The 15,077-nt window shown below is 73.0% G+C and carries 12 protein-coding genes and 1 pseudogene; 4 read left to right on the top strand and 9 right to left on the bottom strand.

Translation table 11 applies throughout. The features are described from left to right. Positions 1–11 precede the first annotated feature (11 nt). The 4 genes from ACIO92_RS20670 to ACIO92_RS20655 are packed head-to-tail and all read left to right on the top strand — an operon-like array spanning position 12 to position 3,924. Positions 12–1,919 (top strand): NAD(P)-binding domain-containing protein, encoded by a 1,908-nt coding sequence (locus ACIO92_RS20670; protein ID WP_366441257.1) that lies wholly within the window; start codon positions 12–14, stop codon positions 1,917–1,919. Continuing rightward, a complete protein-coding gene (locus ACIO92_RS20665; protein ID WP_401239126.1) occupies positions 1,916–2,524 on the top strand; it encodes a YdeI family protein in 609 nt (202 codons plus the stop codon). The genes ACIO92_RS20670 and ACIO92_RS20665 overlap by 4 nt, the downstream gene beginning before the upstream one ends. Further along, the gene (locus ACIO92_RS20660; protein ID WP_401239124.1) at positions 2,521–3,267 is read left to right on the top strand and encodes a 4'-phosphopantetheinyl transferase family protein; all 747 of its coding nucleotides are present in this window, start codon (positions 2,521–2,523) and stop codon (positions 3,265–3,267) included. The genes ACIO92_RS20665 and ACIO92_RS20660 overlap by 4 nt, the downstream gene beginning before the upstream one ends. Positions 3,268–3,318: 51 nt before the next feature. Then, on the top strand, positions 3,319–3,924 hold the full coding sequence (locus ACIO92_RS20655) for a response regulator transcription factor (RefSeq protein WP_366441254.1): 606 nt from the start codon (positions 3,319–3,321) through the stop codon (positions 3,922–3,924). Positions 3,925–3,933: 9 nt separating this feature from the next. Here the strand turns inward: ACIO92_RS20655 and ACIO92_RS20650 are convergent. From ACIO92_RS20650 to ACIO92_RS20610, 9 genes and pseudogenes are all read right to left on the bottom strand, one after another. Beyond that, positions 3,934–4,482, bottom strand: a pseudogene (locus tag ACIO92_RS20650) (MerR family transcriptional regulator); the annotation flags it as partial. A 146-nt stretch (positions 4,483–4,628) separates the two neighbouring features. Next, entirely contained in the window at positions 4,629–5,846 is a 1,218-nt protein-coding gene (locus ACIO92_RS20645) for a histidine kinase (RefSeq protein ID WP_401239120.1), read from the bottom strand. Positions 5,847–5,927: 81 nt separating this feature from the next. Further along, positions 5,928–7,409, bottom strand: coding sequence for a SagB family peptide dehydrogenase (locus ACIO92_RS20640; protein ID WP_366441252.1), 1,482 nt, complete (start codon positions 7,407–7,409; stop codon positions 5,928–5,930). Between the two features lie 33 nt (positions 7,410–7,442). Beyond that, positions 7,443–9,716 carry a TOMM precursor leader peptide-binding protein gene (locus ACIO92_RS20635; RefSeq protein ID WP_366441251.1) on the bottom strand — a complete coding sequence of 758 codons (2,274 nt, stop codon included), beginning with the start codon at positions 9,714–9,716 and terminating at the stop codon, positions 7,443–7,445. 191 nt (positions 9,717–9,907) lie between these two features. Further along, complete coding sequence (locus tag ACIO92_RS20630) at positions 9,908–10,045, bottom strand: hypothetical protein (RefSeq protein WP_366441250.1); 138 nt, start codon at positions 10,043–10,045, stop codon at positions 9,908–9,910. A gap of 123 nt (positions 10,046–10,168) precedes the next feature. Next, positions 10,169–11,482, bottom strand: coding sequence for a sulfate adenylyltransferase subunit 1 (locus tag ACIO92_RS20625; RefSeq protein WP_401239306.1), 1,314 nt, complete (start codon positions 11,480–11,482; stop codon positions 10,169–10,171). 20 nt (positions 11,483–11,502) lie between these two features. Then, positions 11,503–12,468 (bottom strand): sulfate adenylyltransferase subunit CysD, encoded by a 966-nt coding sequence (gene cysD, locus ACIO92_RS20620; protein ID WP_366441249.1) that lies wholly within the window; start codon positions 12,466–12,468, stop codon positions 11,503–11,505. Next, entirely contained in the window at positions 12,465–13,064 is a 600-nt protein-coding gene (gene cysC, locus ACIO92_RS20615; RefSeq protein ID WP_366441248.1) for an adenylyl-sulfate kinase, read from the bottom strand. Before cysC ends, cysD begins: the two co-directional genes overlap by 4 nt. Continuing rightward, positions 13,061–14,920 carry a M20/M25/M40 family metallo-hydrolase gene (locus tag ACIO92_RS20610; RefSeq protein WP_366441247.1) on the bottom strand — a complete coding sequence of 620 codons (1,860 nt, stop codon included), beginning with the start codon at positions 14,918–14,920 and terminating at the stop codon, positions 13,061–13,063. Before ACIO92_RS20610 ends, cysC begins: the two co-directional genes overlap by 4 nt. Positions 14,921–15,077: the final 157 nt, after the last annotated feature.

Below are 15,077 nucleotides of genomic sequence, written 5' to 3'. Positions count from 1 at the left end.
AGAAGGACACCATGGAGAACGTCTGCATCATCGGAGCGGGCTGGTCGGGGCTCGCCTCCTGCCAGGTCCTGCACGAACGCGGCATCGACTTCGACTGCTACGAGGCCGGTTCCGAGGTCGGCGGCAACTGGCGCTACCAGAACGACAACGGGATGTCCTCGGGCTACCAGTCCCTGCACATCAACACGTCCAAGAAGCTGTCCGAGTACCGCGCCTACCCCATGCCGGCCGACTACCCGCACTACCCCGGCCACGCGCGGATCGCCCAGTACCTCGACGACTACGTGGACCACTTCGGCTTCCGCGGGTCGATCACCTTCCGCACCCTGGTCTCCCATGTGGAACCCGCCCAGGGCGGTGGCTGGAACGTGACGGTGCGCCACCGCGGGACCGGTGAGGAGACCACCCGCCACTACGGCTCGGTGATCGTGGCCAACGGCCACCACTGGAACCCCCGGGACCCCGAGCCCGCGTTCCCCGGCGCCGACACCTTCACCGGCACGCAGATCCACTCCCACCACTACCGGGTCCCCGACGAGTACGCGGGCAAGCGGGTCCTGGTCCTCGGCTTCGGCAACTCGGCGTCGGACATCGCGGTGGAGACCTCCGCCGTCTCCGAGCGCACCTTCCTGTCCGTGCGCACCGGCGGGTACGTGTTTCCCAAGTTCATGTTCGGGAAGCCCGGCGACGACATGATCAGCCCGTTCATCACCCGGGTGATGCCGCGCGCGACCCAGCGCTGGGTCATGGCCGCCCTGTTGCGGATGTCGATCGGGAAGGTCACCGACTTCGGTCTGCCGAAGCCGGAGGCCAAGCTGTTCGGCTCCCACCCGACCGTCTCGGAGACCCTGCTGCCGCGCCTCGGTCACGGCGGGCTCGCGGTCAAGCCGAACATCTCCCGCTTCGACGGCGGCACGGTGCACTTCACCGACGGCAGCAGCGAGGAGATCGACGCGGTCATCTACAGCACGGGCTACAAGGTCAGCTTCCCGTTCCTGGACGAGTCCGTGATCGCCCCCACCGACAACGACGTGTCCCTCTTCCACCGGGTGGCCGATCCGCACCACCCCGGGCTGTACTTCGTGGGTCTCTTCCAGCCCCTGGGCGCGACCACGGTCCTCGCCGAGGCCCAGTCGCACTGGGTGGCCGACCTGCTGCAGGGGAAGGCCGCGCTGCCCCCGAAGGAGACGATGCTGCGGGAGATCACCCGGTACAGGGAGAAGCTCGCCAAGCGGTACGTGACGTCCAAGCGCCACACCATGCAGGTGGACCACTACCCGTACCTGGCCGAACTGCGGGGTGCCCGGCGCGCGGGCGCCAAGCTGGCGCGCAAGGGGGGCGGGACGCCGGTCGCGGCGACGCCCGCCGCGCCGGAGGAGCTGTCGATCCGGATCGACGCCTCCCCCGAGACGGTCTGGGACCTCGTCAGCGATGTGACCCGGATCGGCGAGTGGAGCCCGGAGTGCCGTAGTTGCCGCTGGCGCGGGCGCGAGCGCGGGGTCGGTGCGCGCTTCATCGGGTTCAACCGGCGCGGCTGGGTCTGGTGGGTCACCTCCAACACGGTGGAGCAGTCGGAGCGGGGCAGGTCCTTCGCCTTCCACACCACCACCAACGGGGTGCGCTGGGGCTACCGGCTGGCGCCGGACGGCGCGGGCGGCACCCTGCTCACCGAGACGTGGGACGTCTCCGGGCAGAACGCGGGCCAGAGCAAGCGGACCGCGTCCTTCGCCAACTCGGTGCTCGGCGGCTTCGAGAACCACACGGAGGAACTGCGCGACGGCATCCGCGTCACGCTGGAGCGCGTCAAGGCCGCCGCCGAGGCGCTGGGCGGCGGTGCGCCGGTTCCGGTGCGCGGCGCGGAGGCGGCCCGTCCGGGTGTGCGGACCGCCGAGCCGGTGGAAGTGGAGACGGCCGCGTGAGCGTGGTCGTGACACTGGCGGAGGGCCATCTGCACTGCGTCTCCGTGGCGGAGTTCGCCGCCTGGCTGGAGGAGCACCACGAGGGCGCCGACGAGGTGTGGATCGCCCTGCCGAAGAAGGGCACGCCGGTGCCGTCGATCAGCCGGGACGAGGCCCTGGACGTCGCCCTGTGCTACGGCTGGATCGACGGCAAGGCCTACTCCGGGAACGTGCCGGAGGGCTGGTGGGCCCAGCGGTTCTCGCCCCGCAAGCGACGCAGCCCCTGGTCGAGGATCAACTGCGCCAAGGCCGAGAAGCTGATCGGGGCGGGCCGGATGCGGCCGTCCGGTCTCGCGCAGATCGAGCTGGCCAGGGCCGACGGCCGCTGGGACGCCGCGTACGCGCCGCAGAGCACGGCGGAGGTGCCGCCCGATCTGCGGGTGGCGCTCGACGCCTCGCCCGCCGCCGCGACCGCGTTCGAGGCGCTGAGCCGGAGCAACAGGTACCAGATCCTGCTCGACGTGGCGAAGGCGGTGCGGCCGGAGACCCGGGCGCGCAGGATCGCCGGGTACGTGGAGCGGCTGACGGCGGGCGATCCGCCGACCGGGCCCCGGAAGAGTCCGTGACGTCCGCGCTGCTCGGCCCGCGCGCGCCGGGGACGGCGGCGCGGGCGGTGACGGTGCGGCTGGTCGAGGCGGAGACCCTGGCCGACTGGGCCGGGCGGCTCGCTCCCCGGCTGCTCGACGCCGGGGAACTGCGGCGCGCGCAGGAGCTGCGGCGCCCGGGGGACCGGCGCAACCATCTGGTCGCCCGGGTGCTGCTGCGGACCCTCCTCGGTGATCTGCTGGGGCTCGCGCCGGAGGCGGTCCGCCTGGGACGGGACGTGTGCCCGTGCTGCGGCGGGCCGCACGGGCGTCCGGTGGTCCTGGGCGGGGGCGCTCACTTCTCCCTGTCGCACACCGGCCCGCTGGTGCTGCTGGGCATCGGTCCCGTGCCGCTCGGCGTGGACGTGGAGCGGGTGCCGGACGCGGCGACGGTCGCGGAGACGGCGTCGGCGCTGCACCCCCGGGAGGGGGCGGAACTGGCCGCCCTGGACGAGGCGTCGCGTCCGGTGGCCTTCGCCCGCGCGTGGACGCGCAAGGAGGCGTACCTCAAGGGCATCGGGACGGGCCTCGGTCGCTCGGCGGCCCTGGACTACCTGGGGACGGGGCCCGTTCCGGCGGCGGGACCGGACGGCTGGGCGCTGGCGGACGTGTCGGCTCCCGAGGGGTACGCCGCGGCAGTGGCGACCGCGCCGGACCGGTCCCGAGGCCCGTCCGGGGCCGTGCGCGACCGCCGGAGAACCGCCAACTCTCCTTGCCCCCAGTAGCATTCACCTCACAAACGGGCCCTATGGGGGGGCACGTCAGGGGGGACTGTTGTGATCAGAGTGCTGCTCGCGGACGACATGGTGATGCTCCGCCGGGCCTTGGTCTCGCTCCTCGAACTGGAGGAGGACCTGGAGGTGGTGGGCGAGGCGGGGAACGGTGACCAGGTGCTGCCCGTCGCCCTGGAGGCCCGGCCGGACGTCGCCGTACTGGACATCGACATGCCCGGCATCGACGGCATCCGGGCCGCGGAACTGCTCAGCCGGGAGCTTCCCGCCTGCCGGACGATCATCCTGACCAGTCTGGGCAGGCCGGGGAACCTGCGCCGGGCGCTGGAGGCCAGGGTGTCCGGGTTCCTGCTGAAGGACACCGACCCCACCCGGCTGGCCGCCGCGATCCGTCAGGTGGTCGCGGGGGAACAGGTCGTGGACCCGCAGTTGGCGCTGGCCACGCTCCAGGCGGGGAGCAGTCCGCTGAGCGCCCGGGAGAACGAGGTGCTGCGGCTGGCGGCCCGGGGCATGGACGCTCCGGAGATCGCCACGAAGCTGTTCCTGTCCGCGGGGACCGTCCGCAACTACCTGACCACGGTGGTGACCAAGCTCAACGCCCGCAACCGCATGGACGCCGTACGGATCGCGCGGGACGCCGGCTGGCTGTGAGACCGGACCGGCCGGGCCGAGCGGGCCGAAGATCCGCTCGGTGACCAGCAGGCCGTCCAGGTCCGCCCGGCGCAGGGAGCCCTCGGGCAGGCTCTTGAGGCGGCTGGTGACGAGGTCGGAGAGCAGACCCGCCCTGCTGCCCTCGGTACGCACGTGCCGCACGGCGGTCCGGCGCCGCCGCAGTTCCGCCTCCTGGGCGACGAGGGTCTCTTCCAGCCCTCGCAGGACGTCCGCGATGCCGTCGTCGCTGTCGGCGCCGGTGGGGGCCGTGTCGGCGAAGGCGTCACGGATGTCGTCCAGGGCGATCCCGGCGTCGGCCGTCCTGCGGATCCACAGCAGCCGGATCATGTCCTCGTAGCCGTAGCGGCGGCGGCCGTCGGCGCCCCGCACGGGCTCGGGGAGCAGGCCGATCCCGTGGTAGTGACGGATCGCCCGCGGGGTGGTGCCGGCGAAGGCCGCCGCGTCACCGATCTTGACCTGGCGCGGCGGGACGAAGGGGCGAGTGCATGGGCGGGTGCCTTCCTCGGTGGGGCGGGACGTGAGTCCACCGGACCACATACCGCTACGGAAGGTGCAACCCGAGCCGCTCCCCCGGGCACCCGCGCCAGGAGGGACATCCCTCGTCACCGCCTAGGCCGGAACCTGCGGCATCTGTCGGCGGACCGTCCCGTGGCAGCCCCACGCCCCCGCCCGGCAGAACGCCGTCAGGCGGTGGGGCCGGGGTTCCGGGGGGTGTCGGTGGCCGGGCGGAGCGGGAGTTCGGCGACGAGTTCGAACCAGCCGTCCTGGCGTACGCTCCAGCCGAGCCGTCCGTCGAGCGCCTCGGCGCGGATGGTCAGGCTGCGCAGGCCGACACCACCCGTGGCGCCCGAGCGGTCGCTGTCGTAGTGGGCGGTGTCCGTCTCGCTCAGACCGTCGTTGGCGATGGAGAACCGGACGGTGCTCTCGTCCGCGTAGGCCGTGATCGTGCAGTTCTGCGCCTTGCTGTGGCGCAGCAGGTTGGTGACGCCCTCGCGCAGCACGGTGGCGAGGACGGTGTCCACGGTGGCGTGCAGCGGGGTCTCGGTGACCTGGATGTCGGTGCGGATGCCCACCGCGCGCAGCAGCGAGGCGGCGGACGCCACCTCCCGGTTCAGGGCCATCTGGACGTAGCTGCTGGCCACGGACCGGACGTCGGTGAGCGCCTGCCGGGCGGTCTGGACGATCTCGGTGAGTTCCATCTCGGCGCGCTCCGGCTGGACCCGGATGAGCCGGTGGGCGAGTTCGCACTTCAGGGTGATGGTGGAGAGGCTGAAGCCGAGCAGGTCGTGCAGGTCGCGGGCGAAGCGGAGACGTTCCTGCGTCACGGCGAGCCGGACCAGTTCCTCGCGGGCCATCTGTACTTCGCGGACCAGTCCGGAGAGGCGGCTGAGGCCGTACACGACCAGTCCGGTCAGGACGGTGGCCAGGCTGTTGTAGGCGAGGTGGCCCATTCCGTAGCCCACGGCGAACTGGACGAAGCCGGTGGCGACGACGACCCCGGCGAAGACCGTCCATCCCCAGGCCGACCGCAGGACGAGCAGGGCGGAGGCGGCGAGGAAGCCCGGCATCCCGAGCCAGGCGGCCCCGAACAGGGTGAAGGGGGCGAAGGTGAGCACCGCCTGGAGCGCCAGGGTCAGGGCGCGGTGGCGGGCCGCTCTGGGTATCCACAAGGGGAACGAATGGTTCAGCTGGATGAACAGCAGGGTGAGCATCAGAGCGCCGCAGAGGGCCAGTTGACCCGCCCCCATCCCCGCGCCGACCGCGTAGGTCAGGCCCACCGCGAAGAAGCAGAGGATGACGACGAGCGTGATCGTACCGGCGACCTTCGGCGCCAGATCACCTCCCTCGACGGGACGGTGAGTGCGAACAATGTCTGGACCGGCGGGCCGAGACCATCCCACAGGAGCCCCCTACTCGACTTCGGTGCCGCACGGAAGTGGAGTGCAGCATAGACGGAGCCGGGGGTGTTCGGTATTTTTCGTTCAGGGGTATCTCGTACCGGTTCGGCCGTGATCGGCGGAAGGTGCCCCGCCGGGCAGTGCGGCCAGCACGAACTCCCCCACGCCCGACTCCGCGCGCCAGTCGAGGCCGAAGGCTCGGGCGGAGGTCGCGGTGTCGCCGAAGGCCAGCGCGCACGGTCCGATGCCCATGGCCGTGGAGACCAGATAGAGCGTCTGCTGGAGGGCGCCGACCTCCTTGAGCAGCGCGCTGTAGGCGATGCCCGGGTAGGCGGCGCTGATCCGCCGGAAGCGGGCCGTCATGCTGATCAGGACGGGGGGTTCCGCGCTCAGGCCCGCGGTGGCGCCCGCCTCGCCGAGCAGGGCGTCCACCAGGGCGGGCCGGGCGCCCAGCGGGTGGAGGGCGTGGGCCGCCGGGTCGTAGTGGTAGGAGCCGCGCGGGAGTTCGGCGGAGCCGACCACGGTGACGTACAGCTCCAGCGGGTAGACGGAGCCGACGCTCGGGTAGGGCCGTCCGCCGGCCGGGCGGGCGCGGGCCGCGCGGTACAGCAGCTCGCCCAACTGGGCCAGGGAGAGGGGCAGTCCGTCGTCCGCGCGGACCGAGCGGCGGGCTTCGAGCGCGGTGGTCAGACGGGGGTCGGTGGCGAGGACCCGGTCGAGGTCGGGCACCGGCAGCGGTGTGCCGCCGCCGTCCCGGCGGCGCTCCCCCGGGTCGCCCGGTTCCTCGGCGGACCTGCGGGCCAGGCCGAGCGGTTCGTCGTGGAGTCCGGGCCTGCTGCGGTTGTGCAGCATCAGTTCGCGCGGCGACCAGTGCTCCAGTGCGGGGTCCCGGTCCTCGGCGAAGGAGTGGCCCTCGTCGGGGCCTTCGGCGCCGGGGACCAGCATCCCGGACGCCTCCAGATAGCCGACCGCCTTGCGCACCACCTCCAGCGGGATGTCGAGGAGCCGGGCCGTGTCACGGACGGAGGCGGGCCGGACGTAGCAGCTGACCAGCCACATGGCCTGGGGGGTGTGCAGCACCACCCGGTGGGTGCTGAGCGGGGATTCGAGGACCATGTCCCCGGTGCCGGCGCGCAGGGTGGCGAACCGGGACAGCCGGTGCGTGGTCTCCGGGGCGGGCATACGGGGGGTGAAGCGGGCCTCGCGCACGATCGGGACCACCGAGAGCTGCTCGGTGCCGTCGGTCAGGGCGAGGGTGCGGATCACGGCCTGGCGGACCGCGTCGAGAGTGGAGCGCAGGGCGGCTCGGCGCGGATCGCGGGAGACGGTGCCGGTCGCGCTGAAGCCGGGCAGGACGTTGTCCAGCGACACCGGGCCGTACGTCATGCGTTCGAGCGCCCGGTGGACGACCGGGTCGGACATCGGCAGCCGGATGTCCTCCCAGAGGGTGCTGACCAGGCCGGTCCCGGCTTCGTCCGCCGCCGTCCGCACCTTGGTGTCCTCGCGGAGCGACCAGAGCTCGATCAGGCGGGTGTCCCGCGGCGCGGGCGGGGCGGAAGACTTCATGGCGGGGACCTCACGGATGCTACGGCGACGGTGTCACAGGAAGAGGGGGACCGGGTTGAGGTCCTCGTATCGGGTGGGGGCGGCCAGGCGGCCCAGGCGTACCGGGACGTCGTAGAGGCGGCCGGGGGCGAAGCGGGCCCAGAAGGTGCGCAGTCCGGGCACGATCACCTTGACGACGGGCAGTCCCACGTCCGCTCTGGTCTGGTCGAGGACCAGCAGTTCGCTGCCGAGGCCGCGGGCCAGTTCCTCGGCCGCCGCCACGTCGGCCGCGAGGTCGGCGCGGGGGGTGTACGGGAAGTCGGCGGCGGTGCGGGGCGGGCCGCCGGGGACCAGATAGGGCTGGTTGTCGGTGGTGGCGGTCTGCCACCAGTACAGCGGGACGGGTTCGTCGCAGGTGTAGCCGTCGCCGTCGGCGGTGGCGGCGACGACCGGCGGCAGCATCTGGTTGACCTCGGCCACGGCCCGCCGCAGCGCCACCCGGGGGTCGAAGTGGGCGCCGAAGCCGAGGGTGATGTCCTGGGCCGGTTTGTCGGTGCGCCGGGAGAGCGCGGCGAACACGGGGATGCCGAGGTCGCTGGTCAGGTCGAGGACCCACAGTTCGCGGTCGAGGCCGAGGTGGGCCCTGCGTATCTCCTCGATCCAGGGGTCGTCGAAGGAGGCGAGGTCGACGCCGGGCTGACGGGTGCGGTTGTACCACCACAGGGCGACGGCGTCGCGTTCGACGAGTTCCAGGAAGCCCTGGACGATGGCGTCCTCGCGGGAGCTGCCCGCGGCCGTGCCGTTGGAGTGGGCCGAGAAGGAGCCCGTGGGGCAGGGGGCGTCGTAGTAGAGCATGGACGTGGGCAGCAGCCGGTGGCGGCCCGCGGTCAGGGACCACACGGGGGTCCAGTCGACCGGGGTGTCCTCCTCGAAGGGCGTGCAGATCCGGTGGGCCGGGGCGTGTTCGGCGTTCCAGACCTCCCGGCCGACGAACTGGCGCGGGTGGAAGAGCTGGACGGTGTCGGGGTGGACGGCGCGGTCGGCGACCTCGCGGTAGGTGGCTCTCAGGGTGGGTTCGTCGCCCTGGCGGTAGCCGCTGTGCCGTTCGACGGCCTCGCACAGGGCGCTGACCCGGGCCTGGAGGGGGGTGGTGCCCTTGCCGGAGCTGTGGCTGCGCAGCCCGGCGCGCACCGCGGCGAGTCCGGTCGCCGAGGAGGCCGGGTTGTGCCCGGAGTGGTAGCAGTTGAGGAAGCCGGGGTCGCGCCGGTCGCGGCGGACCTCCTTGACCACGCCGGTCAGTTCGTCGACGAGGTGTCCGTACCGTTCCAGCATCTCCTCGGGGGTCAGTGAGCGTTCGCCGGTGCCGGTGGCGGACTTGGGGCGGCTGGTCGGGCGGACGGGCGCCCAGATGCGGCGGGCCGTCACGCCGGGGTCGCCGCAGGACGGGCACTGGGGGCGGGGGCGCACGGGGTGGTGGCGGCCCGCGAGGGTCAGGGTGTCCATGGTCCACAGGGCGTTCTGGCCCGGGTGGCGGTGGCCCGCCATCCATTTGACGGCTTCGAGGCAGGCGAGGTGGAGTCCGACGGCGCGGCCCGCCGCCAGGCTGGAGGGCGGGACGCTGACGGGGCGGCCGAGGGCCCGGCCGAGGTACGCCTCCGCGGGGCGGTTGCGGCGCAGCGGTTCGGCCAGGCAGTGCCAGCAGGGGCCGTCGCCGGGCTGGAACACCGGTCCGATCCAGGGCTGTTCACCGCTCAGGCGGACGGGCAGCCAGGGGGTGCCCGTGGCGCGGTACGCGGCGTCCAGTTCGGCCAGCGCGGGGTCGAGGTAGGTGTCGCACAGGACGAGCGCCAGGCCGGGCGTCCCGCTCCCCTGGCCGGGCCGGTGGACCCGCAGTCCGGCGGAGCCCAGCGCGGCGAGGAGTTCCTCGGCGCCGGCGCCCGCTTCGCTGCCGCGTCCGGTGGCGGCGACGGTTCCGCTGCCGGTGCGGCGGGCGGCCTCGTCGCCGTCCACTCCGGCGAGTTCCCAGAAGGCCTCGCCCGCGGTGCTCGCGGCGGGGGCGCCGGGGGCGCGGTGGGTGAGGAGTCCGGAGCCCAGCAGCCGGGTGACGACCTGTCTGACCTGGTCGGCGGGGAGGGTACCGGCGTCGGCGACGAGCCGGTCGAGGGTGCGGGTGCCGTCGAGCAGGGGGGCCAGGGTGGTGACGCAGGATCCGCGCAGCGCGGTGACTCCGCGTTCGGAGATGAGGAACACGCCTTCTCCCGGGACGACTTCGGCCTTCAGATGCGCCTTGAATCCGAGTCCGTGCGTGGTGCCCTGGCGCTGTGCCACCGATTCCTCCTCTGGTGTGCGGCCTGTGGACCTTGCTCGGGTGCGTGTCGTGCGGTGTCCGTGCGGTGTCCGTGCCGTGCGCTGGGGTGTGCGGGGGTGCGTGTGCCCTGTCGTGCCGTGCGTGGCGCGAAGAGGTGCGTGTGCCGTGCGTGCTGTGTGCCGTACGTGCTGTGCGGGTCGTACGGGGTGGACTACTCGGCGAGCGGGTCGGCCGGGGTCCAGCAGATGCAGGTGCCGGGCTGGTACGGCTCGGTGCCCGCCCCGGAGAAGTCCTCGATGACCAGGTCCTCGGCTATGGCGGTGACGGCGGTGGCGATGTCGAGGTTCATGTCGGCCCTTCCCGATGGGTTTCGGCTTGCTGACGAGAAAGAGTCTGCTGTGCCGGGGGAAGGGCCGACAGTGCCTGTGTCACCGGGCCGACATGAAGTTCTCATGGTCATCTTCCGAGGGCGTCACCCCCCTTCCGACGGAGCCGGGGAGTCCGCCATCCCGGCGGTGAGGGTGCTGCCGTCGAGGGGGTCGATCAGCAGGAACGAGCCGGTGCGCCGGAAGTCCTCGTAACCGTCCAGGGCGACCGGTGCGGCGGTGCGGACCGTGATCCGTCCGATGTCGTTGACGCCGAGGCGGTCGGGTCCCGGACGCTCGGAGAGGTCCTGCATGTCGAGCCGCGAGGAGATCTCCGCGACCACCGCCCGGACGGTACGGGTGGCGTGCCGCAGCAGCACCTGCCGGCCGACGTGGAGCGGCTGCTCGCCGAGGTGGCAGACGGTGGCCGTGAACCGGCGGACGGGGTGCGGCGCGGTGGCCGCCGGGGCCAGCAGGTCGCCCCGGGCGATGTCGAGGTCGTCGGCCAGGCGCACGGTCACCGACTGGGGTGCCCAGGCGGTGTCGGTGCCGGTCCCGTCGAGGGTGTCGATGCCCACGACGGTGCTGACCGCACCGGACGGCAGGGCCGTGACCCGCTCGCCGACCCGGAGCACCCCGGAGGTGATCTGGCCCGCGTAGCCCCGGTAGTCGGGGTGGGCGGCGGTGCCCGGCCGGATGACGTACTGGACGGGCAGGCGGGCCGACTCGGTGCGCGGGTCGGCGCCCACCGGGACCGACTCCAGGTGTTCGAGGACCGTGGGTCCCGCGTACCAGTCCATGCGCTCGGAGGGGCGCACCACGTTGTCCCCGGCGAGGGCCGAGATCGGGATGGCGGTCACCCGGTCGACGCCGAGGGCGGCGGCGCACTCGGCGAACGAGGCGGCGGTCCGGGCGAAGACCTCCTCCGAGCAGTCCACCAGGTCCATCTTGTTGACCACCAGGGTCACATGGCGGATGCGCAGGAGGGCGGCGACGGCGAGGTGTCTGCGGGTCTGCTCGACGACTCCGTTGCGGGCGTCGACGAGGACGAGCGCGAGGTCGGCGGTGGAGGCGCCGGTGACCATGTTGCGGGTGTACTGCACATGGCCGGGGGTGTCGGCGAGGATGAAGCGGCGGCGGGCGGTGGCGAAGTAGCGGTAGGCGACGTCGATGGTGATGCCCTGCTCGCGTTCGGCCCGCAGGCCGTCGGTGAGCAGTGCCAGGTCGGGTGCCTCCTGGCCGCGTTTCCTGGAGGCGTGCTCGACGGCCTCCAGCTGGTCGGCGAGGACGGACTTGGAGTCGTGGAGGAGCCGTCCGACCAGGGTGGACTTGCCGTCGTCGACGGAACCGGCGGTGGCGAACCGCAGGGTGTCCACCGCGGTGCCCGGACCGTACGGCGCGTGGGGCGGCGCGGAGTTCAGCGCATCGGTGATGTTCACGGCTAGAAGTACCCTTCGCGTTTGCGGTCTTCCATGGCGGCTTCCGAGAGCTTGTCGTCGGCGCGGGTGGCGCCGCGTTCGGTGAGCCGTGAGGCGGCGATCTCGGTGATCACGGCCTCCACGGTGGTGGCGGCGGACTCCACCGCTCCGGTGCAGGACATGTCGCCGACCGTGCGGTAGCGGACCAGGCGGGTCTCCAGCCGTTCGGCGGCGCGCGGGCCGCCCCACTCTCCGGGTGCCAGCCACATGCCGTCGCGGGCGAAGACCTCGCGGTGGTGGGCGTAGTAGATCTCCGGGAGGTCGATCGCCTCGCGCTGGATGTACTGCCAGACGTCCAGTTCGGTCCAGTTGGAGAGCGGGAAGACCCGGACGTGCTCGCCGGGGGCGTGGCGGCCGTTGTAGAGCGACCACAGCTCGGGGCGCTGGCGGCGCGGGTCCCAGGCGCCGAACTCGTCGCGCAGCGAGAACACCCGCTCCTTGGCGCGGGCCTTCTCCTCGTCGCGCCGCCCGCCGCCGAAGACGGCGTCGTAGCGGCCGGTGGTGATGGCGTCGAGCAGGGGGACGGTCTGGAGCGGGTTGCGGGTGCCGTCGGGGCGTTCGCGCAGTCGGCCGTCGTCGATGAAGTCCTGCACCCGGGCGACGTGCAGCCGCAGCCCGTGCTCGGCGACCACCCGGTCGCGGTAGGCGAGGACCTCGGGGAAGTTGTGCCCGGTGTCCACGTGCAGCAGGGCGAAGGGCAGCGGCGCGGGCCGGAAGGCCTTCAGCGCCAGGTGCAGCATGACGATGGAGTCCTTGCCGCCGGAGAAGAGGATCACCGGCCGCTCGAACTCCCCCGCCACCTCGCGGAAGATGTGCACGGCCTCGGACTCGACGGCGTCGAGGTGGGAGAGGCCGTAGGCGTCCCGGGGGCGGACGGCGGACGGCGGTGCGGCGGGCGCGGCCGTCCCGGTGACGGTCGTGGCGGTCATGCCAGCCCCCTTTCGGCCAGCAGGGCGAGCAGCTCCTGCGCGGACTCGGTGACGGTCTGGGTGTGCGAGGCGATCCGCAGGTCGGGTGCGAGCGGCTCCTCGTAGGGGTCGTCGACGCCGGTCAGGCCGCTGATCTCGCCGGCCGCCTGGCGGGCGTAGAGGCCCTTGACGTCGCGGCGGGCGCAGACCGAGAGGGGGGCGGCCACATGGACCTCCAGGAAGTCGGTGCCGCTGCCCCGGTGCCAGGAGCGCACCAGGTCGCGGGCGTCGGCGTAGGGGGCGATGACGGGGACGAGGACGGTGACGCCGTTGCGGGCGAGCACCTGGGCGACCCGGCCGATGCGTTCGACGTTGCTGCGCCGGTCGCCGCGGGAGTAGCCGAGGCCGGAGGAGAACGTCTGGCGCAGTTCGTCGCCGTCGAGGACCTCCACGCGGCGGCCGCGTGAGCGCAGGATCTCGGCGGCGGCGTACGCGACGGTGGTCTTGCCCGCGCTGGGCAGGCCGGTCAGCCAGACCGTCGATCCCGGGTAGCAGGCGCAGTGGACGAAGGGGGCCGCGAGATCCTGCCCGGGGGCGGCGGCCGTCAGGACGGTCACATCAAGCTCCATTCTCGGACCGCGGCCGCCAGCAGGCGCTGGGCCCGCCGGAATTCGTCCGCGTGCAGGTGTTCGTCTGGGGTGTGGTCGAGCTTCGCGTCGCCGGGCCCGTAGGCGACCATGGGGACGCCGTGCCAGGTGGTGGCGAGGGTGTTCATGTCGCTGCTGCCCTTCTTCATCAGGTACCGGGGGGTGACTCCTCCGGCCCTGAAGGCCCGTTGGAAGGCCTTGACCAGGGGGCTGGTGCGGCCGGTGCTCACTCCGGGGGTGGCCCGCAGGACCTCGAAGCGCACCGGGTCGGCGGCGAGTGCCCGCAGGGCCTCCACCGTCTCGGTGACGTCCAGGCCAGGGGGGACGCGGACGTCCACCACGGCCTCGCCCGCCTGGGTGTCGCCCTGGTTGAGCGCCCGGACGCCGAGGACGGCGGTCAGCGCGTCCGGGTGCAGTCCGGCCACCGCCGCGGGCAGTCCGGCGAGCACCTCCACCATGCGGTCCCCGGCGGTGCGGACGCCTTCGCCCGCGGTGTGTCCGGTGGGTTCCCGCACGCTGTAGCGGATCTTGACGAGGCCGTAGTAGCCGAGGGTGAGGGCTTCGGCGCCGCTGGGTTCGCCCACGATCACCGCGTCGGCGACGGGCTGGGCGTCGCGGACGTGGAAGGCTCCGGCGCCGGTGATCTCCTCCTCGACCGCGCCGACGACACGGACCTCGACGCCCTCGGGCGGGTCGAACGCGGCCAGGGTCTGGAGGAAGGCGACCAGGCTGCCCTTGGCGTCCACCGAGCCGCGTCCGGAGAGCACTTCGCCGTCCCAGCGGGCCGGCCAGCGGTGCGGGACGGTGTCCAGGTGTCCGAGCATCAGCAGCCGCCGGGGGCCCGCCCCCTTGGTGGCGACCAGGTTGTTCGCGGCGTCGATCTCGGCCTTGATGCCGTTCTCCTCGCACCACCCGGCGAGGAACTCCGCGATCTCGCGTTCGTCGCGGGAGACCGAGGACAACTCGACGGTACGGGCGAGCAGTTCGAGGTCGGCGGCGGGGGCGGGGGCCCGCCAGAACCAGGTGGCTCCCGCGGCGGACAGGGTGTGCGGGCCGGTGATGGCGGTGTCGGAGGTGCCCTTCAGGGCGATCTCGGCCGCTCTGACCTTCTGCCGCATCCTGCCCTTGGCGTAGCGCCGTCCCTCGCCCTCGGTGAGGTGGCGCAGGCTGCTGGTGGGGTCGGCGGGGTCCGTGAGCAGTCCCGCGGTGCCGGTGACCAGGCGCAGGTGGTCGGCGTCCAGGGCCAGGGCCGCCTCGGCGGCGAGCACGTCGGCGTCCACGTTGAGCGGGGTGCCGCCGTCGGCGTCGGCGACCGGCGGGGAGAGGCAGACCACGTCGAAGGTGGCCAGGAGGCCGCTGAGCCGGGGCACGTCCACGGAGCTGACGGTGCCCGCGCGGTGGTCGCGGACCAGTCGGGTCCTTCCTTCCTCCTGGATGCGCAGCGGGCCGTTGGCGGTGGCCTTGACCAGGGCGCCGGTGCGTGCGACGGCGGCGAAGACGGACAGTCCGCGGCTGGTCAGCTCCTCCTCCACCAGGGGGAGGGTGACCTCCTCGTACGCGGCGACGATGTGCCGCATCTCCTCCGGCGGGCAGTAGCGGATCTCGTCGCCGGTGCGGGACACCAGGGTGCGGATCTCGCGGCCGGTGCGCCGGTAGTGCTCGGCGATCCCGGCCGCTCCCCCGGCGATGACGAGCAGCCGGGCGCCGCGTCGGCTGAGTTCGAGCAGCTCGTCGAAGACCTTGCTGTGGAGCAGAGTGGCGCTGCCCAGCTTGACCACGTAGAGCGCGGCCTCGCGTGAACTGGCGACTTCCCCGAGGACTTGCATGAACGGGACTCCTTCGGATGTGGGCGGTGGGCGGGCGGACCGGTGGTGCGGTGGTCACGGGGCCCGGCGGGCGGGGGCGTACGGGCTGAGCCGATTCGCCACGGGCGGGGGCGTGCGGGTGGGGCCGGGGCTCCGGGACCGCGGCGCCCTGAGGGGC

It is taken from the genome of Streptomyces sp. NPDC087215, assembly GCF_044744885.1.
Taxonomy (GTDB): domain Bacteria; phylum Actinomycetota; class Actinomycetes; order Streptomycetales; family Streptomycetaceae; genus Streptomyces.
This window is presented reverse-complemented; position numbering and strand designations above follow the sequence as displayed.